Genomic DNA, 23,085 nt, shown 5'->3' on the forward strand with positions numbered 1-23,085 from the left:
TATTAGTTGGTAAATAAGAAAATCTAAGAATAACTGTAAGCTGTTGTGGCTTACAAGATCTAAATACGAACTAATGACGGTGAACCTTTATTAAAGTGGCTTTTAGTGAGCGTCTCAAAGAATCGGTTTGTAGTGTGATAACCAAGAGAAAGACCTTGATTTACTATGTTTTGTATAAGTTGTAATAGTCTTTTTGATAATGTGGAAGTCTCTTTGAGCATCTGCTGTAAATCTGCAAATATGTCAAGATCTGAAAGGGTCTCAAGGAGGTAAAGGTTTGTACGCTTTCGCGAAAGCGTATCAGAAATAATAGCACCTAGTTTACTAGACTGCCACGGTAGGTTTTTAAACTGCTCAGGCTTAAAGTGGTTCTTTTTTATCCCCATTAAATAGCAACCGCCATCTGTACTTGGACCAATAACAAGCGCAGATTGCTTGAGCTTTTCTTGTGCTAAAAGTATATGCCCCGCCGAAAGGTGAGGAGTGTCATTACCTATGGTTATAACTTGGTCATAACCACTATTAAAAACTGCTGTAAGCGCATTTGTAAAACGCTCGCCAAAGGTGTTTCCTATCTGCTCATTTTCAGAAAAAATCACGTAAGGAATTCCCGTCTTTCCTGCTGTAGCAATAGTTTGCCTATTGAGTTCTTTAAATAAAGCCACAGACTGCCCGAGCTTCTTACGAGAAGCTTCGGTAGTTGCTGTTTGAGCAAATATGAGTATAGCGGTTTTTGGTGTCGTGATTCTCTATGTATTAAGCAACGGTTCCTTGACAACTACTTCCTGCGCCTGCAGTACAACCATAACAGTGCTGAGAGATCATAATGTTACGATCATTAAGTAAATCTTCATTATAATCTTTTATGTGCTTTACACTACTCGCGACTGGCAATTCTAGCATTTGATTAAAATCACAATCAAATAAATAACCATCCCAACTTATTGAAATTGTGTTTTTACACATTACATTTTCTACTGCGGCAGGGTTATATGCCTCTACGAGTTGATACATATAATCCTCATAGTTTTCTGATGCGATGAGGTAATCTAAAAATCGTGCTATAGGTAAGTTTGTGATTGCAAAAAGGTTGTGGAACTGGATATTAAAATCCTCCATAAGTGCCTTTTTAAAATCCTTCTCCATACTTGCTTGGTCTCCCGGTAAGAAAGCTCCAGATGGATTGTAAACTAGGTCTAGTCTTAAGTCGCTTCCTGGCATACCGTAGCCACGCTCGTTAAGCTCTTGTAATGCTTTTATAGACTTGTCAAAAACACCATCACCACGCTGCTTATCTGTCTTTCCACGTGTCCAGTGTGGCATAGATGAGATGACGTGTACGTTGTGTTTTTTAAAGAAATCTGGGAGGTCATAGTACTTTTTATTTGCACGTATAATGGTAAGGTTAGAACGCACAATAAAGTCTTTAATCCCAGCCTTACTCGCTTCTTCTACAAAACGTCTAAAATGCGGATTCATCTCTGGCGCGCCACCAGTAAGATCTAGCGTGTGAGCTCCTGTGTTGCGTATCACTTCTAGACATTGCTCCATAGTCTCCCAAGTCATAATCTCCTTGCGATCTGGACCAGCATCTACGTGGCAGTGATCACACACTTGATTACACATATACCCCACGTTTATTTGGAGTATTTCTAGTTTGTTAGGGCGTAACGGTAGCTGGTTGGTCTCTTTTATTTTCTTAGCAAACGTAGGTAGTTCATCTTTAAAAATACCATTAGATAAAATTTCTATCTGCTTGTTTGCTTGTGCGAGTTCGCTGCCTTCTTTCTTCAGTGATTTTGTTGCTGACATTTAAAAATGTTTGTCGTTTGTAGTGTTGATTTCTTTTGGTTGGAAATCTGTATGAGTACGCTTTCGCGAAAGCGTAAAACTACCCGTCTAGTTTATTTACTTTATTCATCATCATCACGCCGTGTACCAGCGTCGCACCACTTTTTATAGCGGCACCTACGTGTACAGCCTCCATCATCTCTTCCTTAGTGATTCCTTTCTGTAGGCCGTCTTTAGTATATGCGTCTATGCAATATGGGCACTGCTCTGTGTGGGCAACGGCAAGTGCGATGAGCGATTTCTCACGCGCAGTGAGTGCTCCTTCTTCAAAAACTTTACCGTAGTAGTCAAAAAACTTAGTTCCTAACTCTTCACTCCACTCTGTGATTTTTCCGAATTTTCTTAAATCTTTTGGGTCGTAATATTGATCTGCCATAGTTATATAGTGTGTAAGCATACGAATATAGGCTTAATCGTAATTAACTACAATTACTTACGTAGAAATAAAGAATAAGGTTTCTAATTTGTGAAATATGCGGTCTCGAAAAAAAATATTGCAATTTTTCTCAAAAAGATGTTGTCAGGTCTCAGAAAGGGTTTATATTTGCATCCGCTTACGAGAAGTATCGCATACAACTCAACAAAAAATGTGAGTCACATTGCAAACGTAAGCCACCTAAAAGCTTTAGGTACCTTAGCTCAGTTGGTAGAGCAACGGACTGAAAATCCGTGTGTCCCTGGTTCGATTCCTGGAGGTACCACATTAAAACCCGATCTTTTGATCGGGTTTTTTGTTTTGTATAACTTTCGTTATTGCAATTGCTTAACAGTCGTACATTGCGGGTGATGTAAGATATATTATAAAAGTAATAAGACACTAGATGATTATACTGTCCTTTTGGCTGGATTAGCCTTATTTATTTTTATGGGTTACGGACTTTTTACGCTTTCGCGAAAGCGTACGCCAGATCCTTTCCCATCTACTTGGGAGTCGTTATTAAGTGATGAAGTGCTTTTTTACAAAGAGCTCACTCCTAAAAAGAAGGAATTCTTTAAAAAAAGAATGATGGCCTTTCTCACCGAAGTAAATGTAGAGGCTGTAGGATTTGACCTGTCTGATAAGGATAAGGTGTTTGTGGCAGCTAGTGCGGTGATCCCTATTTTTAACTTTGGAGACTGGCATTATAATAACTTAGATACGGTGCTTATTTATCCAGATTACTTTAATGCAAATCTTGAGTATCACTCAGAGGGTGAAGATCGTATTATAGGAGGTATGGTAGGGACGGGACAGTTTGAAAACCATATGATACTCTCTCGCAAGGCGCTTCATTTTGGGTTTAATAACAAGACAGATAAAGGAAATACAGCTATACACGAGTTTGTGCATTTACTTGATAAGATGGATGGAGAGGTAGATGGCATACCAGAACAGTTACTAGGTAAAGAAAATATTGCACCCTGGCTTGATATGATGCATACGGAGATGGAGGCTATAAATAATGATGCCTCTGATATAAGAAAATATGGTGGGACAAGTAAAATAGAGTTTTTTGCGGTGGCGGCAGAGTACTTTTTTGAGCGTCCAGACCTATTTAAACGTAAACATCCGGAGTTATACAAAATGCTTGAAGTTTGTTTTGTAACAGGTTATTAGGGTGATTTTTACCATTACCTTAACAATGTGGGTGCTTTCCTTTTGTATTTTTGGCGCTTACTATTGTATATGCAACTTATAATTGATGTAGGGAATACTAGGGTTAAAGCCGCTATCTATAAAGGAGATGTGCTGCAAGCTAAGCATCACTTTGCATTACAAGAATTTAGTGAAGAGGTAGGTGAGTTTGCGGGTCTTTATCCTATTAAAAAGGCAATTATATCTTCTGTAGGAAGGCTTACAGATGAGCAAGCCAGATCTGTACAATTACGTTTTCCTACGATTGTGCTCTCGCACAATACAAGGCTTCCATTTACAAACGATTATGGTACGCCAGAGACGCTGGGTGTAGATAGAATGGCTCTTGTGGCTGCTTTTATGCAAGCGCATCCTCAAAAAAATGGACTCATTATAGATGCGGGTACTTGTATTACCTATGATTTTATAACTAATAATGGTTCTTATAAAGGTGGAGCAATCTCGCCAGGGTTGCGCTTGCGTTATGAGACACTTAATAGACTTACAGCAAATCTTCCACTGTTAGAAAAACAAATGCCAGATAGTATAATAGGTACTAGTACAGAAGAATCTATACACTCTGGAGTTGTGCAAGGCACTTTACTTGAAATAGATGGTGCAATAAATCATTACAAAGAGCATTATAATGTGGATACCGTAATAATAACGGGTGGTGATGGAGAATTCTTGGCAAAACGATTAAAAAATAGCATCTTTGCGCACTCAAATTTTTTGCTTGAGGGCCTCAATTATATCTTAACATATCAGAATGATTAAAAAACTTTTTATTGTAGCAGTGCTGATGATGGCCGTTAAAGGTCTTGCCCAAGAAGGAGCTACTACTTCTCCATACTCTTTTTATGGAGTGGGGATACAACAGTTTAGAGGAACCGTAGAAAATAAATCTATGGGAGGCATACAGACGTATAGCGATAGCTTACACCTCAACCTATTAAATCCCGCATCACTAGGTAAATTGCGCTATACTACTTTTACAGTAGGTGGTAATCATAATCAAGTAAATGCAGAAGATGCTACGACAAAGGAGGGTTCTTCAAAATCTACTTTTGATTATCTAGCCATTGGTTTTCCTATTTCAAAAAAAGGAGGGGTGAGCATAGGTCTTATGCCATATACTGCAGTAGGGTATAAACTGGATGATAGTACAGATGAGGTTCTTAACCGTTTTACAGGTCGTGGCGGTCTTAACCGTGCATTTCTTTCTACAGGGTATACACTAGCTAAAGGACTTACTGTGGGTGCAAGTGCCTACTATTACTTTGGAAATATTCAAAACGAGGCTATACGATCTCAAGAAGAAGCAGAGCTAGGTACTAGGGAGTCTAATAGAAGTGATTTTTCTGGATTAGCTTTTGAGCTTGGAGCTCAGTATGAAACAATGATTAGTGATAAGCTTGAGCTTAGATCATCAGTAAAGTATGTTCCATCTGCAACTATAGGTACAGAAAATGAAAGAGAGGTTTCTACGGTATTATTTAACAGCTTAGGGTTGTTGCAAGATGTAGATACGGAAGTGATTAATGTTCCAGATACAGATTTTGATCTTCCTTCTTCGGTAACGGTAGGTCTTGGTATAGGAGAAAAGAATAAGTGGTTCTTTGGTGGTGAGTACACAAGCCAGCAAACTAGTAGTTTTAGTAATAGAACCTTTACTCCAGATAATGTTTCCTTTGAAGATGCAACACAAATGAGAATAGGTGGTTTTTATACACCAAAATATAACTCTATCTCAAGTTACTGGGAGCGTATGACTTACCGTGCCGGATTTAGATATGAAGAGACTGGACTTGTAGTTTCTAATGAAGATATAAATGAGTTTGGCATATCTTTTGGAGTTGGATTACCTACAGGACGAAGAATTAGTAATCTTAACTTACAATTTGAAGTAGGACAAAGAGGAACAACAAACGCAAACCTTATACAAGAAAACTTTTTTAACGTAGGCGTAAGTTTATCTATAAATGACTTATGGTTTGTCCAATCTAAATTTAATTAACAGTAAAACCTAACATTATGAAAACTAGATTAACCACATTTTTTGTAGCGCTCGTCATAGCTGGCGGATTTACAGCAAATGCACAAATAAGTGAGGAGTGCCTTACGACGGGTTCTATATTTGTAGAAGCTGCAAAAGTGAAAAATTACGAGGCTGCGAGAGCACCTTTTGAAAAACTTCAAAAAGACTGCCCTAACTATTCGCTAGCTTTATACCAGTACGGAGAGCGTTTACTTAAAGCAGATCTGAAAGCTGCAAGCGCTGCCGAAAAAGGAGCCGTAGCACAAAAGCTTATTGAGTTTTTAAAGAAGAGAGAGCAATACTTCCCTTCAAAAACTCCAAAAGGAAAGAATGCAGCAGCACAGGCGCAAATAATGTTTGATAACAAACTTGGAACGCCAAAAGCACAATTTGATGCCTTTCAAAATGCATTTAATATGGATGCAAAGTCTATTACAAGTGCAAAAAATATCTACACTCGTTTTAAGCTAGCAGTAGATCTTTACAAAAATGGACAGCAGGTAGAACTTCAAGAGGTTTTTGATCTATACGATGATACACAAGCAAAGCTTAATAAAGAAGCAACTGCACTAGATTCAAAATTACAGAAGCTAGTAGAAAAAGAAGAATCTGGTACTGCACTTAGCGCAAAAGAAAAGCGTAGAGTAAAAGGATATGAAACAAACCTTAAGGCTTTCGGAATCTTTGGAGGAAGTACAGATGGAGCTCTTGGAGAGTTAGGTAATTGTGAGAACCTTGTGCCACTTTATCAGAAGGATTTTGATTCTATGAAGAATGATAAGGAGTGGATCAAGAAAGCTGCAGGACGTCTTGCAAGTAAAGATTGTACAGATACAGATTTATTTAAGCAAATGGTTGAAAACCTTCACAGACTTGAGCCTTCTGCAAAATCTGCAAAGTACTTAGGTATCTTAGCTGGAAACAGAGGAGACTCTGCTGCAGAGGCAAGATATTACCAAGAAGCTATCGATCTTGAAACAGATCCAAAAGAAAGAGCAAACGCTTATTACAGACTTGCAGAAAAAGCAAGAAAGAGTGGTAGCTACGGTAAAGCAAGAGGTCTTTATAACAAAGCGCTTAGTGAAGATCCATCTTACGGTATTGTTTACTTGAGAATTGCAGCAATGTATGCAGCAAGTGCAAATAACTGTGGTCAGACCACTTTTGATAAGAGAGCCGTATACTGGTTAGCTGCTAGTACAGCACAAAGAGCTGGGCGTGTAAGTCCATCACTAGCTGGTACTGCAAACAAGACAGCAGCAAGTTATAGAGCATTAGCTCCAAGTACTGCAGATGTATTTACATCTGGAAAAGCTGGTCAAACTATCAAGATAGGATGTTGGATTGGATCAAGTGTAAGAGTTCCAAATAACTAATGTCACTATTACATAGAAATATATTAAAAATCTTAGTCACGGCATTTGCCGTGACTTTGTTTTTAAGTTGTGATAGTAAAGCAGATGATATACGCAGGTTAAGTATGAAGTCTGATGGTCCTGTTACAGAAGGTAGGGGTATCAATCTTAAGTATGTAGATTCTGGTAAAGTCACTGCGCATTTAAAAACACCTTACATAAAAAATTATGCTAATGCCTCCTTTCCTTATGAGGAGTTTCCAGATGGCATAGAAGTCACTTTTATAAGTGAAGATGGCAAGGAGAATTTAATTACTTCAAACTATGCCATACGCTATAAAGGCACAAACCTTATAGATTTGCAAGATAACGTGGTGTTATTTACCCACGACTCTATAACTTTAAAAGCACAACAGCTGTACTGGGATCAATCTAATAGTTGGATTTTTACAGACCAGCCGTACACGCTTATTCTTAAAGATGGCTCTCGTAACGACGGAGACCTCTTTGACTCAAATGAAGACTTTACAAATTTTGTATCTTTAAACAACGTAGCAAAACAATACGTAAAAGAAAATACTGAAGACTTATGATGCGATATGCAAAATACACAGAGTATGTATACATAATAGTTGCCGTGCTTGCAGGTTATAAAACAGTATCACTTTGGGGTGAAGATCGCTCTAGAGCATACCTGTTCTTATTTTTCTTTGCTGTGAGTGTGGGGATGTACTTCTTTAGACGTCATTTTCGTAAGAAGTTTGAAAACAGGAAAAACTCCTAATGGGAAGTTTTGAAGTACAGATTATAACCATATGCTGTTCGCTCATACTTTCTGCGTTTTTTTCAGGAATGGAGATTGCATATGTGTCGGCAAATAAAATACATATTGAAATAGAGAAGAAACAAAATGATTTTCTCTCTATTGTTCTCAAAAAACTTACTGCAAAACCTTCCAAGTTTATAGCAACAATGCTACTGGGTAATAATATTGCCTTGGTTGTATATGGTTATTTTATGGGAGCACTCTTACAAGGGTGGCTGGAGAATATGCCTTTCGGCGAAAGTTTAACGTGGCTCAATACCTTCGTGCAAGAATTTAGCCTGCTCAGTCAGACGATTATTTCTACACTAGTGATTTTAATCACAGCCGAATTTTTACCAAAAGTTTTCTTTCAGATTTATGCAAATAAGCTTCTTAAGTTTTTTGCAATACCTGCTTATTTCTTTTACCTCTTATTTTATGTGCTAAGCGCATTTATTATTTGGATATCAGACCTCGTTCTTAAATACTTGTTTAAGACAGATGGAGATGAGGTGCAGTTAGCTTTCACGAAAGTGGAACTAGGAAATTATATATCTGAGCAAATGGAATCTGTAAATGACTCTGATGAGGTAGATACAGAAATACAGATTTTTCAAAATGCACTAGAGTTTTCTGAGGTAAAGTCGAGAGAAGTAATGTTGCCACGTACAGAGATTGTAGCTGTAGATGAGCGCACTACACCTGCTGCAATAAACAAGATTTTTATAGAGACGGGGCTTTCTAAAATATTAGTTTATAAAGACACAATAGATGATATAATAGGTTACGTGCACTCTTTTGAGCTCTTTAAAAGACCTAAAACTATAAGTAGTGTTTTGATGCCGGTAGTCTATGTGCCGGAGACTATGCTGGTAAAAGATGTGCTCAATGTGCTTACAAAAAAACGCAAGAGCATTTGTGTAGTTATAGACGAGTATGGCGGGACAAGTGGTATGATGACTGTAGAGGATATCGTAGAAGAACTTTTTGGCGAGATAGAGGATGAGCACGATACAGTAGCACTTGTAGAAGAACAGTTAAGTGAGTTTGTGTATAAGCTCTCTGCTAGGCACGAGGTAGACTACCTTAATGAGACTTACAAACTTGATCTTCCAGAAAGTGAGAACTATGAAACCCTAGGAGGCCTTGTGGTAAGCCATACTGAAGAAATTCCAGAAGAAGGAGAGACCATTGAGATAGCGGGAATAATCTTTCACATCTTAGAGACTTCAAATACAAAAATTGAGCTATTAGAAGTCCGTACTTCTAAAGAGTAAATTGCCTTGTTTTTTTATTTTTTATTATGCTATAATAATGGTATTTTCGCCCACTATTATAGCATAAACAACATACAATGGCAATTTTAAATAAAATACGTAGCAAGAGTATCTTCTTGATCATTATTATCGCACTTGCACTGTTTGCATTTATCTTCTCATCTATTTTAGATAGTGGAGGTTTTAATGCAGATAAGCAAAACCGTGTTGCATCTATAAACGGTGTAAACTTGGATCGTGAAGACTTTGCCACAAAGGTAGAGGCACAAACGCGTAGAGCAGGAGCAAATAGTTCTACTACTAGAGCCGTAAACGCTGTATGGGAGCAAGAAGTAAACAGAGTACTTCTTGAGGAGCAGTATGAAGAGTTAGGTATACAAGTGGGTAAAGACCGCACACAAGAGTTACTTAAGCAAGCACTTCAAAATGATGTGCGTTTTCAAGATGCAGACGGGTTCTTTAGCGAGGCAAAAATGCAAGAGTTTATTGCTACTTTAAAAGATAGTCAGAACCCTGGTGATTACCAGTCTTGGTTAGTTTTTGAAGAAAGCTTAAGAAATCAAGAAAAGCAAGAGATTTACTATAATCTAGTAAGAGCTGGTGTAGGAGCTACTCTTAAGGATGGAGAGGTAGCTTATAAGCTTGATAATAATACGGTAGATATACAGTATGTACAAATGTTGTACACATCTGTACCAGACGAGGAAGCTCCAGTAAGTAAAGATGAAATTCAAGAGTATGTAAATGATCATAAAGATGAATTTCAAACAGAGGAAACACGTTCTATACGTTTTGTAAAATTTGTTGAAGAAGCTTCTCTAGAAGATGAGAATGCGCTTAAAGCAGAGCTTTCAAAATTAAGAAATGAGTATACAGCTCGTAATGGTGCAACAGGAGTAACAGAAACTTTTGCTGGATTTGATAAGACAGAAGAGATAGAAGATTTTCTTATAGATAACTCAGATGTGCCATTTGTAGATCGTTGGTTCTTTAAGAAAGATTTACCTTCTACTAATGCAGATACACTTTTTGCCTTAGGTAAAGGTGGAGTTTACGGTCCTTATAAAGACGGTAGATATATGAACCTTTCTCGTGTTGTAGACGTGAGAAAAATGCCAGACTCTGTAAAGACAAGTCATATCCTTATAGATTTTCAAGGAGCTGTTACAAATACGGCTAGAGGACCTATCCCTTCTTCTGCGACGAGATCTAAAGAAGATGCAAAGAAACTTGCAGATAGCTTACTTTCTGTTTTAAAAAGAAACAAAAACAAGTTTGAAGATCTTGCAAAAGAGTTTTCTACAGATAAGTCTAATAGTGATAACGGTGGAGATCTAGATTATCAAAACCCAAATCTATTTGCAGCCGGATACAGAGACTTTATTGTAGACAATAATGAAGGAACAATAGGCATTGCAGAAACTAACTTTGGTTACCACGTAATTAATATTGTAGATCAAAAGAGCGTACAAGATGTAATTAAGGTGGCAACTGTAGTGAAGGAAATATTACCTTCAGATAAAACGATTTCTAATATTTACAACACAACTCAAAAGTTTGAACTTGCTGCAGCCGAAGGAAATTTTCAAACTGTAGCAAAAGAAAATGGTTATGCAGTACGTCCAGTACAACGTATACGTGCTATGGATGAAACGTTACCTGGAGAAGGAGCACAGAGAACTGTTGTACAATGGGCTTTTGAAGAGGATACTAATGTAGGAGATATCAAGCGTTTTGCTACAAATGATGGATACATAGTAGCTCAGGTTACACGTAGAACGCCAGCAGGTACAGAGAGAGTAGAAGATGTGTCACTACAAGTGACGCCTATCATACGTAATATGAAGAAAGCAGAAATCATTAAAAATAAGATTTCTGGATCAACACTTTCCGAAATCGCACAATCTCAAGGAACAACTGTAAAAACAGCTGGTGCCGTATCTATGAATGCGCCTACTATCGCTGGAGCAGGAAACGAGCCTAAAGTTGTAGGAGCAGCTTTCGGATTAAAAGAAGGAGAAGTGTCTTCACCTATAGAAGGATCAAGAGGAGTATATGTAATAGAGGTTGTAAAAGTCTCTGAAGCACCAGGCTTAGAGAACTACGCTGCTTTTGCAGGTCAGCAGGCTCAAAAATCCAGAGCAGCTGTAAGTACAAAAGTGCTTAACGCTCTTAAAGAAGCTGCAGATATTGAAGATAACAGAGCTACATTCTACTAGTAGATTGTATTTCAAGTAAAAAAGGCTCGAACAATAATTGTTCGAGCCTTTTTTTTTGGTGCGTGTTTACGCTTTCGCGAAAGCGTTATTCTCCCAGTATCATTTCTTTATAAGGCACGATAGTGTCATACCCTTTGTTTCTAAAATAGTCCATTTGAGAAGCTGTTCCTACTGCCAAAACAAAGTCACCGCCCCAGCCTCCTAAGCTTTTTATAGCGCGAGGATAATCTGCAAAAAGTTGTGTTTTTATCTTGGGTGTTTTAAGAATGCGAGACAAATTATCTTCGTGTTCTGAAAGTAATTTTTCAAAAGCCAAAATAGATTTACAACTCAAAAGGTCTTGAGTAAACCTAGAAAATCTAGCCTTCTCCTCAGTTAGTGCTGCTTGATCAAGACTCCTATAATGTTTTATGCTCTCTCTACTGTTTTGTTTCTTATTGAGATAAACAAAGTAAAGTTCGTCCTTAAAAGGCGGGCTGTATGTCACGGGTGTGACTATAGGTGTCGTGCTGGTTTTTTGATAGATGAGAGCGCTCTCTTTTGTGGCGCAAGCGATATCATATCCACTACCGCCAAAGGTCATATCAAGTAGCTTGTAAGGGTCTACAGAGGCCCATCTGGCAATGTTTGCGAGTAGAGTAGAAGAGGAGCCTAGCCCCCAGTCTTTTTGAAACTCCAGTGTACTCTCGATCTCATAACCTTGTTGCGTATTTAAAAATGAGCTGTTGAGTTTTTGTGCAGCTTGTAAAATGCTTAAAAGGCGCTCGTAAATAGCATCTTCTCTTCCATCATTACTATCTAAGGGAAAGCCAAACTTATAATCTAACCACAGCTCTCCAGTGCTTAAATAACTACGCCAGATGATTGCTTCTTGATTTATGGGCTTTATATCTAGATGCTGTCCCTTTTTTGTAGGTAGCGCTAGTGCTTGTGCCCCATCTAGAACAAGATATTCTGAGGTGAGTAATAGTTTGCCGTGACTGTAATAGTGGTGTTTCAAAAAACGAGATTTATGAGCGTAGCCCGTCTATAAAAGTGACAACTGCGCTATGAGTAACGGTGTTTGATTTAAAGTGATTTACCGTTTGTTGCTTCTCATCTGGAGTCGCATTCATCTGGTTTAAAATATTCATAAGGTGCATTTTCATATGCCCTTGCTGTATGCCAGTTGTGGTGAGCGACTTAAGTGCAGCAAAGTTTTGAGCTAGACCGGCGACGGCAACAATTTGCATAAGTTCCTTTGCAGATGGGTTTCCTAGTAGCTCCATACTCCACTTTACTAGTGGGTGTAGTTTTGTGAGACCTCCTACGGTACCTAGTGCTAGTGGTATCTCCATCCAGAAGGTAAAAATGCCATCCTTGATACTTGCGTGCGTGAGACTTCTGTATTGCCCATCTCTTGCTGCATATGCGTGCACACCTGCTTCCACCGCTCTAAAGTCATTTCCAGTAGCAAGTATTACGGCATCTATACCGTTCATTATTCCTTTGTTGTGAGTAACAGCTCGATAAGGTTCTTCTTCGGCAATGGTAACTGCTTGGACAAATTTTTTGGCAAAGGTCTCGCCGTCTATATTTTTTTCGGTGAGTTGATCTATAGGGCAACTTACCTCTGCACGTACAAGACAATCTGGAACATAGTTAGATAAAATGGACATAATGATATCTAACGTGTTTCCGCTTTCGCGAAAGCGGGCTTCTGCCTCAAACCCTTCTTTAAAAGTGGTTGCAAATTGCTCCAAACAGCTGTTTATAAAGTTTGCGCCCATTGCATCTAGCGTCTCAAAGGTGCAGTGCAGCTGGTAGTAGTCATCTACAGCGGCTGTTTTATCTCGCAGGGCGATGTTTTTTATGCCGCCACCACGTTTTTTCATATTAACCGTAATCTCTTCTACATCTTCATAGAGCTTTGGTGTGATTTTATCAAAGTACTGTTGTAAGTCTTCTTTATCACCATCATAAGTAAAGTGTACCTGTCCTACCTTAGTGGTGCCTAGAACGGTGGTTTTAAAACCGCCTCTCTCTTGCCAGAATTTACCAGCTTTACTTGCCGCAGCTACTACAGAGCTTTCTTCTATAGCCATCGGGATAGTGTAGATGGTGTCGTTTATGGTAAAATTAGGCGCTACTCCCAGCGGCAGGTAGTAATTTGTGATGGTATTTTCTATAAACTCATCGTGCAGTTGCTGGAGCTTTGCATCTGTGTTCCAGTATGAAGTTAAAGTCTGGGTTGCTGTCTCAGAATTGTTAAAGAAGTTTGTGGTAAGCCACGTAATCTTCTCAGTTTTTGATAGTTTAGAAAAACCAGATATCGCCTTTGTCATTAAGCAGTTTTTTAGAAAGTGATAAAGATAATGAGAATGTGGTTAACCTAAGTCTAATGCGTGATTATAGCGGTGTTAGTTCTTAACATTTTGAAGGTTTTTAACAGCAAAAAGCAGGGTTTTCTGCCTTATTTTTAGTAAAATTGAAATACTTTACACAATTGGTAAAAATATATGAGATTACATACCTTTTTGATTGCTGTATTTCTTCTTGCAATCCAGAGCGCAACTGCGCAAAAAAAACAAATAAGCCTTGAAGATATTTGGAAAAATGGAACTTTTAGAGCAGAGCGACTACAGTCTATACACTCTATGGCAAATGGTCAAGAGTATGCTGTACAAAACTTTGATAGGGCAACCCGCACAGGTAGTGTAGATATTTACAGCTATGATACGGGCAAGAAAGTGCGTACAGCTGTAAGTAGTGCAGATATAGACGGGCTTGATTACTTTATAAGTTATGAGTTTAGTGATGATGAGCAGCAGGTGCTACTGGCTACAAAATTGCAATCTATCTTTAGAAGATCTACGCTGGGAGAATATTATGTGTGGAATACGCTTTCGCGAAAGCTGACTAAAGTATCTGACGATCTTATTCAAGAGCCAACATTTTCACCAGACGGAAAGAAAATCGCTTATGGAAAGGATAATAACCTCTTTGTTTTTGATATTGCCTCTGGGGCAACACAACAGCTCACTACAGACGGAAAGAAGAACAGCATCATAAATGGAATTACAGACTGGGTGTATGAAGAAGAATTTGGCTTTGTGCGCGCCTTTGACTGGAGTGCAGATAGTAAGAAAATTGCTTACATACGTTTTGATGAGAGTGAAGTTCCAGAATTCTCTATGGATGTATATGGTAATAAATTATACCAGACACAGACTGTTTTTAAATACCCAAAAGCTGGAGAGCCTAATGCAAAAGTGAGCCTACGCTTGCATAACCTAGACACGGGTAATAGTCGTAAAGCAAAAGATGTAGAAATTAATCTACGTGATAACGCTGGGTACTACATACCACGCATCTCTTGGTCAAAAGATCCTAATGTACTTTCTCTACAAACACTTAATCGTCATCAAGATACTTTAAAGCTTTCGCTTTTTAATGCGAGTACCTACCAGACTACACTTGCCGTACTAGAAACAGATAAAGCATATGTAGATGTGACAGATAACCTTACTTTTCTAGATGACAATAGCTTTATCTGGACAAGCGAAAAAGATGGGTGGAATCACATCTATCACCATAATGCAGATGGGTCTTTAAAAAATCAAGTAACTTCTGGTAACTGGGAAGTGACAGGTTATTATGGTTATGACGCAGGTACAAAACGTATTTTTTACCAAAGCTCAGAAAATGGTTCTATTAACCGTGGTGTGTATGCTATAGGTCTTAATGGTAAAAAGAAGCAAGCCCTTGCAGATAAAGAAGGGACTAACAGTGCAGACTTTAGCGCAAACTACAGCAACTTTATACATACGTACTCAAATACAACAACACCTTACCGCTTTACACTAAACAGCGCAAAAGATGGAAAGCAAATACGCGTTATAAAAGATAATCAAGCCTTAAAAGATTTATATGCGGGTTATGATATCTCTCCAAAAGAATTTTTTGAGATAGATGTAAATGGAGAATCGCTTAATGCTTATATGATTAAGCCTACAGATTTTGATCCATCTAAAAAGTACCCTATGTTTATGACACAATATTCTGGGCCAGGATCACAGAGTGTGGCAAATAAGTGGGATACGTCTAACGATTACTGGTTTCATATGCTAGCACAAAACGACTACATTGTAGTTTGTGTAGATCCAAGAGGGACCGGATTAAAAGGGCGTGACTTTAAAAAAGTAACTCAAAAAGAACTAGGTAAGTACGAAGTACAAGATCAGATTGCTGCAGCAAAAGAGTTGAGCAAGCGTGCTTACATAGATGAAGATCGTACAGGTATCTGGGGATGGAGTTATGGAGGTTTTATGGCCTCAAATTGTCTTTTTCAAGGAGCAGATACCTTTGAGATGGCTATAGCTGTTGCACCGGTAACATCGTGGAGATTTTATGATACTATATACACAGAGCGTTATATGCAAACCCCACAAGAAAACGCAAGTGGCTATGATAATAACTCACCTATGAGTCACGTGAGTAAGCTAGAGGGAGACTTTCTACTAGTGCACGGTAGTGCAGATGATAATGTGCACGTGCAAAACGCAACGCGCCTTGTAGAATCACTAGTACAGGCAAACAAGCAGTTTGATTACTTTAATTATCCAGATAAAAATCACGGTATTTACGGAGGTAACACACGTTTACACCTATTTACAATGATGACAGATTTTATCAAAGAAAAACTTTAGATATAAACGACTTATATTAGCACTAAATAATTAATTACAATATGGAATATAAATTCGGTGGTTCTGAAACCAATCAAAAGACTGTTTTAGGACATCCTTCTGGTCTTTTTGTACTCTTCTTTACAGAGATGTGGGAGCGTTTTTCTTATTACGGAATGCGCGCATTACTTGTTTTATTTTTAGTTTCGGCAGTACTTGATGGCGGCTGGGGATGGGAGCGTGCAGAGGCATTACAATTATACGCTTTCTACACAGGGCTAGTTTATGTAACACCAATCTTTGGAGGGTTAATAGCCGATAAAATTACGGGGTATAGAAAAGCCGTTATCATAGGTGCATTTTTAATGACACTAGGACACGCATCTATGGCTTTTGAGATAAGCTCAGATATTTTCTTCTATGCAGGACTTGTGTTACTTATAGTAGGTAATGGTATGTTTAAGCCAAATATTTCTTCTATGGTGGGACAGCTTTATAAAGACCAAGGAAAAGAAAAAGATGCGGGATATACCATATTCTATATGGGTATTAACTCTGGAGCTTTCTTAGGTATTTTATTATGTGGTTACATAGGTGAGTCTGTAGGATGGCACTATGGTTTTGGTCTTGCAGGTATCTTTATGCTTGTAGGGATGTTACAATTCTATTTTGCTCAAGGTATTTTTGGTAAAATAGGTTCTAAGCCAGCAAAAGCAGACGAGCTTGATGATGTTATAGAAGATAGCGTAGAAAACGCTGCAGAAGCTATAGATAGTGTTATAGATGATGCAGAGAAGTCTAAGGTAACTCGTGATCGACTTATCGTGATTAGTGTACTTGCATTCTTTACAATTTTCTTCTGGTGGGCATTTGAGCAGGCAGGAGGATCTATGACCATCTTTGCAGCAGACTATACAGATAGAGTGCTAGAAGGAAGTAGTGGTATGACCTTTAAAATAATAAACACGCTTCTCACCGTTGTACCTATGATTATTATTACCTGGGTACTAGGTATGTTATTTAAACAAACATATGGTAAGTATGCATTGTCTAATATCATTTTAGGATTAGGTTTTGTAGTAATATGGGGTATTGTAATCTGGATGTTATCTCGCCAGTTTGCAGATGATGCTCCAGAGGTTCCAGCTTCTTGGTTTGGTATCTTAAACTCATTCTTTATCATTGCTTTTGCACCATTATTTTCAAAAATATGGAAGAGTAAATACAATCCTAGTGGACCTGTAAAGTTTGCTATAGGTCTTATTTTATTAGGTCTTGGTTTTGGTATTCTTTCTTTTGGGTCTATGGGTATTCCATTAGGAGCAAAGACAGCTTCTGTAAGTATGGTATTTTTAGTACTAGCATACCTTTTTCATACGCTAGGTGAGTTATGTGTATCTCCTGTAGGATTATCTTATGTGAGTAAACTCGCGCCAGCAAAACTAGTAGGACTTATGTTCGGGATCTGGTTTGTAGCAAACTTTATTGCAAATACAGCTGCGGGTATAACGGGTAGTTATATAGATCCTATTGTTGAGGAGCACGGTATGGCAACATTCTTTTTAATATTTACAGTGATACCAGCAGGAGCAGGTGTAGTAATGTTGTTATTAAATAAAACACTTATCAGAATGATGCACGGTATACGATAATGGTATAATCGTACATAATATGAATAAAGAAAAACGTTCCCTATATTGTGGAACGTTTTTTGTCTGTAAGAATCTAGTAATTAGACAGACTTAATAATTAAATAAACACAATGAATAAAATACTATATCTCCTGCTTCTTATAACTACAACATCTATAAGTGCTCAAGAAATCAACTGGATGACGATGGATGAAGCCCTTGCTGCACAAAAGGAAGAGCCTAAAAAGATTTTTATGGATGTCTACACTACTTGGTGTGGCCCTTGTAAAATGCTTGATAAAAATACATTTGCAAATCCAGATGTGGCCGCTTTTATAAGCGAGAACTACTACGCAGTAAAGTTTAACGCAGAGGGTACTGAAGAAATTAATTATCTAGGTAACGTATATACAAACCCAAGGCACGATCCAAATAGAAAAGGGCGTAATAGCCAGCACGAGCTAGCAGCAGCTTTAAAACTAAGAGGATACCCTACAATGGTGTTTTTTGATGAGCAGGGTAATTACATACAGCCTATTGTGGGATACCATACCCCTAGACGTCTTGAGATTTATGTAAAGATGGTGAGTAATGACGACTATAAGACGCTCACAACTCAAGAAAAATGGGCAAAATATCAAGAAGACTTCGTGTACACTTGGTCTAAATAATTTACTCAATCTATTATAAAAGCTCCCTTTTCATACGTGCTATGGAAAGGGAATTTTTGTTTTGTACAAGTGGCTTTCCATCGGGATACATAACTGTGATAATTAGACCCGTCTGCAACAATTGTACAGTTAGGGTATCGCTCGATAAGTCTACTCATATTAACTTTTGGCGAGTGCGTCAGTATTACATAATCTGGACTAGCCTGCTCAAGATTGTATATACCTAAACTATCTACAATAAGTATTTCTTTTCGCTTAAAGCGAAAATAATTTCCGTAAGATTTCTGCACAACAGTATCTATTTTGTGAGCATCTTGATATGCCTTTACTCTACTATCTGTGTGGGTGAGATATAGGGAGTCATTATTAAACACCGTAAGTTGCTTTTCTTGTAGTTGAGTAAGGGTTGTTGAAGCGCTTCTATTAAGTATTGCCAGGTGTTGAGAAGCAGGCTGATTATTTTCTAACACGATAAAACCTGTCAAAATTATGGTTGCTAGGCTAGCAACAATAAGTCTGCGTTTTGAATATTTTATACACAAAAGGAGTGTAGTAATCATAAACGTATAAACGAGTATCATAAGTGTTGCAGACATACTTATATGTCTAGCTACAAAATCTTCTTGTCTTGCCACCCAAGCTATATAATTATTCATTACATCTATAATACCTCCATAAGTTTGTGTTATAAACTCTGGTAGAAGGTCTGTGACGCTCAGAAAACATACAAGTAAGCCACCGCCTAGTATGAGACCTAAAAACGGAATAATTAAAACATTAGAAATAATAAATAACCCAGGAAACTGATGAAAGTAAAAGAGACTAAGTGGCATTACACCTAGTTGTGCTGCAATAGTCACAGATACCACGTCCCGTAGTTTTCTTAATATAAACACCTCTGGAGACCAGAAACTGGCAAGCCAAGGTTGCACCCATAAAATCGCTATCACAGCTAGATAACTGAGCTGAAATCCCACCTGATATATAAGCAGCGGGTCAAGTAGAAGTAAGAAGATAGCAGAAGCTAGTACTGCATCTTGCGACTTTCTTTTTCCGCCCAGAAGCTCACCTACCTCAAGAAAGCTAAACATAGTTGCAGCTCTTAGCACAGATGGAAATAAGCCAGTAATAATGGCAAAGCTCCAGATGAGTGAGATAATGAGTAGTGATTTTACCCATTGCAGTTGCCGCCATTTTATAAAACCAAATAAGAATCTTAGAATAAGTAAAATTACACCTACGTGCAGTCCAGATACGGCGAGTATGTGCATCATACCTGCTGCGGCATACTGAGAACTCATCTCTTTATCTATACCCTGTCTTTGGCCCAGTACGAGCGCTTCAATGACTGCAAGTTGTCTTGGTGTAAAAGATTGGTTGTGAAGGGACTTTTTTACGCTTTCGCGAAAGCGTGTTGCCCACACACTAACATCATACGTTTCCTTAGTAGCGCGCAACATCTCTTGAGGCTTTGCAGAAACCTGTCTGTATATTTCTTGCTTATTGAGATAAGCACCATAATCAAACTGATACGGATTTTTGGGATGGGGTACGGGCAACAGAGCAGTTCTTGCATACCACCATTCTCCAGTTTTTGGTAATATGGTTGCAGAGTCTTTATAAATGTTGAGAAGTAATTTACCAGTAGTAATAGTGCTATCTATGGCTTTGAGATCTACTAGATACTTATGTTGATACAACGTAGGTTTTAATTCCCTATTTATTTTAACAAATAGCGTGTGTGAGCCTTCTGTGTTGATATGTGTATAATGATTCTGCGAGAGGGTATCATCAGTATAAGTTCTGGATAGATAGCCTATGGTGATAAATATTGCAGAAGTACAGCACATAAAGAGTGCTGAGCCTATGATTTTTTTACGGCTAAATGTATTAAGTAAAACTCCAGTAAGGGATAAGAGTATTGAGCAAATCCAAACTGTAATAGCTTGGATCTTAATGTAGTCATACAGTACTATACCTAATGTGATAGATATGAGTAGCGTTAAAATAGGAATATTTACTTTTCTCACAGATAACTATAAATACTCGCTTTTTACAAGTATTAATTGTCTGAAAGATAGTAAATTATGTTTTACAGAACACGTCTCGCCATTACATAAGCACGATTCCAGTAACGCTCATTAAGATTTGAGGTAAGTACTCCTTTTGAGGTTGTGGCGTGTATAAAATAGATGTCATCGCCATCTACCTTTGTTACTAGGCCTACGTGGTTTATACGTTTACTACTTTTTGAAGTTCTAAAAAATAAGAGGTCACCTTTATCAATATCTTTATTTTTTATGGGTTTGCCTCGTTGTGCCATATCTCTTGACACTCTAGGTAAGACAATGTTTTCTTTTTGAAAAGCAACATATATAAGACCAGAGCAATCCATACCCTTGCGCGTAGTCCCACCAAATTTATAGCGAGTACCAGAAAATGCTTGCGCCTGCTTTATAATGCGTTCTGTTTTTGTGGTACTAATTTCTTTTACAGCGGTTCTTTTTGAGCTACCGCAAGAGGTAAGTAATAGTAGTAGAGATAATGCGGCAAAAAAGTGTTTCATAAGGAGCTATGAGATTTGGAGTGATTTTGTTAGTTGTTTTCGTTATTTGTGATATCTACAATAAGTTTTGCAGTTTTATCACTAGCACCAGCACCACCCAGTTTTTTCTCTAGTTCAAAATAGTCTGTAAATAGTTGCTCTCTATACGTGTCGTTTGTAATCTTGTCTAGCTCGTGCTTGAGGTTTTTTGTGTTAAGGTCTCCTTGTATAAGTTCTTTTACGACTTCTCTGTCCATAATAAGATTTACAAGTGAGATGTATTTGGTTTTTATAATACGTTTTGCAATACTATATGAAACCGTATTTGCCTTATAACAAACCACTTGCGGCACTTTAAAGATAGCAGCCTCAAGTGTCGCGGTGCCAGAAGTGATAAGTGCAGCGTTTGCAAAGCTTAGTATGTCATAGGTTTTATTCATCACGAGTTGTACATCGTGATTTTTTAAAAATGACTCGTAAAAAGAGGCTTCTTGGCTAGGCGCGCCTGCAATCACAAATTGATAGTCTGGATAGTTAGGTATAACACTAAGCATCACCTCCAGCATCGCGTTAATTTCTTGTGTGCGGCTACCGGGAAGTAGGGCAATCATAGGGCGTTCATCAAGATTATGCTCTTGTGCAAATGCCACAGCATCTGCTTGCTCTCTGTTTGCCACAGCATCAAGTAGTGGGTGTCCTACAAAGTTTACATCATAATCATACGTGTCATAAAAATTTTTTACAAATGGTAAAATGACATACATATGATCTACACAGGCCTTAATTTTTTTTACACGACCAGATCGTGATGCCCACACTTGAGGGCTTATATAATAATGTGTAGTGACACCTAGTGGATGTGCCCACGCTGCTATGCGTAGGTTAAAACCGCTGTTATCTATAAGAATAAGAGCATCTGGCTCAAAACGAGCAATGTCTCTTTTACATTCTTTTATAAGTCCACTAATTTTACGGAGGTTGGTAATCACCTCCATAAAGCCCATAAACGCTCTTTCTTTATAATGTGTGACTAGAGTACCGCCAACCTCTTGCATAAGATCACCACCCCAGAAGCGTATCTCTGCCTCAGGATCTTGTTTATACAAGGCTTTCATAAGATTTGAACCGTGCAAATCTCCGCTAGCCTCACCGGCAAGAATGTAATACTTCATTAACTAAACATTAATATCATTGTCACAAAAGCCATAGCGATGGTCATAAGGAGTACTCCTCTTGCTCGCGCATCTTGCCCTTGTCTAAGTAGTCCAAAAAATGCTACTAGATTAAGAACAGCACCTATAGCGATTATTTTACCAAGTCTTCCCTCTGCTAGGGCGGTTTGTAATACGTTTGTGAGTGTGCGGTCTTGTGTTGTGCCTATGTAAAAGGAAAAAATAAGAACGCCTATGGTGTTTGCTAGTAGTCCTATAATTATGCCTATGAGAATATCTTTTTTCATAATTTTTCCGCTTTCGCGAAAAGTTTTAAAGGGAATAGATGCGCTTTCGCGAAAGCGTAATTACTATCCTTCCCACTCATTAAGTTCTTGAATAAAGTGATGTGCAGTAAGATCAAACTGTACGGGTACGATAGAAACATAACCTTGTGATAATGCCCACTCATCTGTGTCTTCACCTTTGTCTTGATTTACAAACTCTCCTGTAAGCCAGTAATAGTCTCTTCCCATAGGGTTTGTGCGCTTGTCAAAATCTTCGACCCACTGTGCCTTTGCCTGGCGACACACTTTGGTGCCCTTAATTTTATCTGCAGGTAATTTTGGGATATTTACATTTAGTACGATACCTTTAGGTAAGCCGTTTTTGAGAACTTGTTTTGTGATGCGTTCTACATATTTTTTTGCAGGTTCAAAATCTGCATCGTGACTGTAATCTAAAAGCGAAAACCCTATTGCTGGGATGCCTTCTACACCCGCCTCTACTGCCGCGCTCATCGTGCCGCTGTATATAACATTAATACTTGAGTTACTTCCGTGATTAATGCCGCTTACACAAATGTCTGGTTTGCGGGTGAGAATTTGCTGGTTTGCAAGTTTTACACAATCTGCGGGAGTTCCAGAACAAGTGTATTCTTTGTGCGTAGCATCTGGATCTAGTTTTACTGGGTCGCAGTAGAGAGTATCGTTTATGGTAATGGCGTGACCCATACCGCTTTGTGGGCTGTCTGGAGCAACTACAACAACATCACCTATATTGAGCATAACCTCTATAAGGTTGCGTATACCCGGTGCTGTGATGCCATCATCATTAGTAATAAGTATAAGTGGTTTATTGTTCATAGCAGGAGTTGTGTTCTATACACGAAAATACGTAAATTGTACATTAATATGAGCGCTAGAGGGGTTTAACAAAAGATTACGACCACCGCTCTTTTTGTGGCACAATTTTTAATGT

Annotated in this window: 21 protein-coding genes and 1 tRNA gene; 12 read left to right on the forward strand and 10 right to left on the reverse strand. The window is 38.2% G+C overall.

Translation table 11 applies throughout. From position 1 onward, the window contains the following. Positions 1-59: 59 nt before the first annotated feature. The 3 genes from ABVM49_RS07180 to ABVM49_RS07190 form a co-directional block, all read right to left on the reverse strand. Positions 60-665, reverse strand: coding sequence for a DUF2064 domain-containing protein (locus ABVM49_RS07180; RefSeq protein ID WP_405203638.1), 606 nt, complete (start codon positions 663-665; stop codon positions 60-62). A 91-nt stretch (positions 666-756) separates the two neighbouring features. Next, complete coding sequence (gene arsS, locus ABVM49_RS07185) at positions 757-1,812, reverse strand: arsenosugar biosynthesis radical SAM (seleno)protein ArsS (RefSeq protein ID WP_013750119.1); 1,056 nt, start codon at positions 1,810-1,812, stop codon at positions 757-759. 79 nt (positions 1,813-1,891) lie between these two features. Next, positions 1,892-2,227, reverse strand: a complete 336-nt coding sequence (locus tag ABVM49_RS07190; protein ID WP_013750118.1) for an arsenosugar biosynthesis-associated peroxidase-like protein — start codon at positions 2,225-2,227, stop codon at positions 1,892-1,894. A gap of 252 nt (positions 2,228-2,479) precedes the next feature. Between ABVM49_RS07190 and ABVM49_RS07195 the strand changes: the two genes are divergently transcribed. From ABVM49_RS07195 to ABVM49_RS07235, 9 genes are all read left to right on the forward strand, one after another. Further along, positions 2,480-2,552: transfer RNA gene (locus ABVM49_RS07195), tRNA-Phe, on the forward strand. 137 nt (positions 2,553-2,689) lie between these two features. Then, a complete protein-coding gene (locus ABVM49_RS07200) occupies positions 2,690-3,448 on the forward strand; it encodes a zinc-dependent peptidase (protein WP_405203639.1) in 759 nt (252 codons plus the stop codon). Positions 3,449-3,517: 69 nt separating this feature from the next. Beyond that, positions 3,518-4,243 (forward strand): type III pantothenate kinase, encoded by a 726-nt coding sequence (locus ABVM49_RS07205; RefSeq protein ID WP_405203640.1) that lies wholly within the window; start codon positions 3,518-3,520, stop codon positions 4,241-4,243. Continuing rightward, positions 4,236-5,483, forward strand: a complete 1,248-nt coding sequence (locus ABVM49_RS07210; protein ID WP_405203641.1) for a hypothetical protein — start codon at positions 4,236-4,238, stop codon at positions 5,481-5,483. The genes ABVM49_RS07205 and ABVM49_RS07210 overlap by 8 nt, the downstream gene beginning before the upstream one ends. Before the next feature lie 17 nt (positions 5,484-5,500). Further along, on the forward strand, positions 5,501-6,880 hold the full coding sequence (locus tag ABVM49_RS07215; RefSeq protein WP_405203642.1) for a tetratricopeptide repeat protein: 1,380 nt from the start codon (positions 5,501-5,503) through the stop codon (positions 6,878-6,880). Continuing rightward, positions 6,880-7,452, forward strand: coding sequence for an LPS export ABC transporter periplasmic protein LptC (lptC, locus tag ABVM49_RS07220; RefSeq protein ID WP_380034683.1), 573 nt, complete (start codon positions 6,880-6,882; stop codon positions 7,450-7,452). The genes ABVM49_RS07215 and lptC overlap by 1 nt, the downstream gene beginning before the upstream one ends. Further along, complete coding sequence (locus ABVM49_RS07225; RefSeq protein WP_021778176.1) at positions 7,449-7,643, forward strand: hypothetical protein; 195 nt, start codon at positions 7,449-7,451, stop codon at positions 7,641-7,643. Before lptC ends, ABVM49_RS07225 begins: the two co-directional genes overlap by 4 nt. Beyond that, positions 7,643-8,941 (forward strand): hemolysin family protein, encoded by a 1,299-nt coding sequence (locus ABVM49_RS07230; protein ID WP_375252779.1) that lies wholly within the window; start codon positions 7,643-7,645, stop codon positions 8,939-8,941. The genes ABVM49_RS07225 and ABVM49_RS07230 overlap by 1 nt, the downstream gene beginning before the upstream one ends. Before the next feature lie 77 nt (positions 8,942-9,018). Next, complete coding sequence (locus tag ABVM49_RS07235) at positions 9,019-11,160, forward strand: peptidylprolyl isomerase (RefSeq protein WP_405201333.1); 2,142 nt, start codon at positions 9,019-9,021, stop codon at positions 11,158-11,160. An 85-nt stretch (positions 11,161-11,245) separates the two neighbouring features. Here ABVM49_RS07235 and ABVM49_RS07240 read toward each other — a convergent pair whose 3' ends face one another. Beyond that, positions 11,246-12,160, reverse strand: coding sequence for a GYDIA family GHMP kinase (locus tag ABVM49_RS07240; protein WP_405201334.1), 915 nt, complete (start codon positions 12,158-12,160; stop codon positions 11,246-11,248). Between the two features lie 10 nt (positions 12,161-12,170). Then, on the reverse strand, positions 12,171-13,484 hold the full coding sequence (locus tag ABVM49_RS07245; RefSeq protein ID WP_405201335.1) for a hydroxymethylglutaryl-CoA reductase, degradative: 1,314 nt from the start codon (positions 13,482-13,484) through the stop codon (positions 12,171-12,173). A gap of 174 nt (positions 13,485-13,658) precedes the next feature. On the opposite strand from ABVM49_RS07245, the gene ABVM49_RS07250 reads away from it, so the two are divergent. The 3 genes from ABVM49_RS07250 to ABVM49_RS07260 all read left to right on the forward strand — a co-directional run bounded on the left by ABVM49_RS07250 (position 13,659) and on the right by ABVM49_RS07260 (position 18,129). Further along, positions 13,659-15,848, forward strand: coding sequence for a S9 family peptidase (locus tag ABVM49_RS07250; RefSeq protein ID WP_405201336.1), 2,190 nt, complete (start codon positions 13,659-13,661; stop codon positions 15,846-15,848). 41 nt (positions 15,849-15,889) lie between these two features. After that, positions 15,890-17,479, forward strand: a complete 1,590-nt coding sequence (locus ABVM49_RS07255) for a peptide MFS transporter (protein ID WP_035325495.1) — start codon at positions 15,890-15,892, stop codon at positions 17,477-17,479. Positions 17,480-17,589: 110 nt separating this feature from the next. Continuing rightward, on the forward strand, positions 17,590-18,129 hold the full coding sequence (locus ABVM49_RS07260) for a thioredoxin family protein (RefSeq protein WP_405201337.1): 540 nt from the start codon (positions 17,590-17,592) through the stop codon (positions 18,127-18,129). Positions 18,130-18,134: 5 nt separating this feature from the next. On the opposite strand, the gene ABVM49_RS07265 is transcribed toward ABVM49_RS07260, so the two are convergent. The 5 genes from ABVM49_RS07265 to surE form a co-directional block, all read right to left on the reverse strand. Further along, positions 18,135-20,159, reverse strand: coding sequence for a ComEC/Rec2 family competence protein (locus ABVM49_RS07265; protein WP_405201338.1), 2,025 nt, complete (start codon positions 20,157-20,159; stop codon positions 18,135-18,137). Between the two features lie 62 nt (positions 20,160-20,221). Next, complete coding sequence (locus ABVM49_RS07270) at positions 20,222-20,695, reverse strand: C40 family peptidase (RefSeq protein ID WP_405201339.1); 474 nt, start codon at positions 20,693-20,695, stop codon at positions 20,222-20,224. A 29-nt stretch (positions 20,696-20,724) separates the two neighbouring features. Beyond that, the gene (gene lpxB / locus ABVM49_RS07275) at positions 20,725-21,846 is read right to left on the reverse strand and encodes a lipid-A-disaccharide synthase (protein ID WP_405201340.1); all 1,122 of its coding nucleotides are present in this window, start codon (positions 21,844-21,846) and stop codon (positions 20,725-20,727) included. Continuing rightward, positions 21,846-22,133, reverse strand: a complete 288-nt coding sequence (locus tag ABVM49_RS07280; protein WP_035325485.1) for a hypothetical protein — start codon at positions 22,131-22,133, stop codon at positions 21,846-21,848. Before ABVM49_RS07280 ends, lpxB begins: the two co-directional genes overlap by 1 nt. A gap of 63 nt (positions 22,134-22,196) precedes the next feature. Further along, positions 22,197-22,970 (reverse strand): 5'/3'-nucleotidase SurE, encoded by a 774-nt coding sequence (surE, locus tag ABVM49_RS07285; protein ID WP_405201341.1) that lies wholly within the window; start codon positions 22,968-22,970, stop codon positions 22,197-22,199. Positions 22,971-23,085 lie beyond the last annotated feature (115 nt).

Source organism: Dokdonia sp. LLG6352-1, assembly GCF_045055815.1.
Classification (GTDB): Bacteria; Bacteroidota; Bacteroidia; order Flavobacteriales; family Flavobacteriaceae; genus Dokdonia; species Dokdonia donghaensis.

Excerpts from the sequence above, each read along its gene's own strand:
- arsS (WP_013750119.1), bottom strand. The coding sequence starts at position 1,812 with ATGTCAGCAACAAAATCACTGAAGAAAGAAGGCAGCGAACTCGCACAA.
- ABVM49_RS07190 (WP_013750118.1), bottom strand. The coding sequence starts at position 2,227 with ATGGCAGATCAATATTACGACCCAAAAGATTTAAGAAAATTCGGAAAA.
- ABVM49_RS07205 (WP_405203640.1), top strand. The coding sequence starts at position 3,518 with ATGCAACTTATAATTGATGTAGGGAATACTAGGGTTAAAGCCGCTATC.
- ABVM49_RS07210 (WP_405203641.1), top strand. The coding sequence starts at position 4,236 with ATGATTAAAAAACTTTTTATTGTAGCAGTGCTGATGATGGCCGTTAAA.
- ABVM49_RS07215 (WP_405203642.1), top strand. The coding sequence starts at position 5,501 with ATGAAAACTAGATTAACCACATTTTTTGTAGCGCTCGTCATAGCTGGC.
- lptC (WP_380034683.1), top strand. The coding sequence starts at position 6,880 with ATGTCACTATTACATAGAAATATATTAAAAATCTTAGTCACGGCATTT.
- ABVM49_RS07225 (WP_021778176.1), top strand. The coding sequence starts at position 7,449 with ATGATGCGATATGCAAAATACACAGAGTATGTATACATAATAGTTGCC.
- ABVM49_RS07230 (WP_375252779.1), top strand. The coding sequence starts at position 7,643 with ATGGGAAGTTTTGAAGTACAGATTATAACCATATGCTGTTCGCTCATA.
- ABVM49_RS07235 (WP_405201333.1), top strand. The coding sequence starts at position 9,019 with ATGGCAATTTTAAATAAAATACGTAGCAAGAGTATCTTCTTGATCATT.
- ABVM49_RS07245 (WP_405201335.1), bottom strand. The coding sequence starts at position 13,484 with ATGACAAAGGCGATATCTGGTTTTTCTAAACTATCAAAAACTGAGAAG.
- ABVM49_RS07250 (WP_405201336.1), top strand. The coding sequence starts at position 13,659 with ATGAGATTACATACCTTTTTGATTGCTGTATTTCTTCTTGCAATCCAG.
- ABVM49_RS07255 (WP_035325495.1), top strand. The coding sequence starts at position 15,890 with ATGGAATATAAATTCGGTGGTTCTGAAACCAATCAAAAGACTGTTTTA.
- ABVM49_RS07260 (WP_405201337.1), top strand. The coding sequence starts at position 17,590 with ATGAATAAAATACTATATCTCCTGCTTCTTATAACTACAACATCTATA.
- ABVM49_RS07270 (WP_405201339.1), bottom strand. The coding sequence starts at position 20,695 with ATGAAACACTTTTTTGCCGCATTATCTCTACTACTATTACTTACCTCT.
- lpxB (WP_405201340.1), bottom strand. The coding sequence starts at position 21,846 with ATGAAGTATTACATTCTTGCCGGTGAGGCTAGCGGAGATTTGCACGGT.
- ABVM49_RS07280 (WP_035325485.1), bottom strand. The coding sequence starts at position 22,133 with ATGAAAAAAGATATTCTCATAGGCATAATTATAGGACTACTAGCAAAC.
- surE (WP_405201341.1), bottom strand. The coding sequence starts at position 22,970 with ATGAACAATAAACCACTTATACTTATTACTAATGATGATGGCATCACA.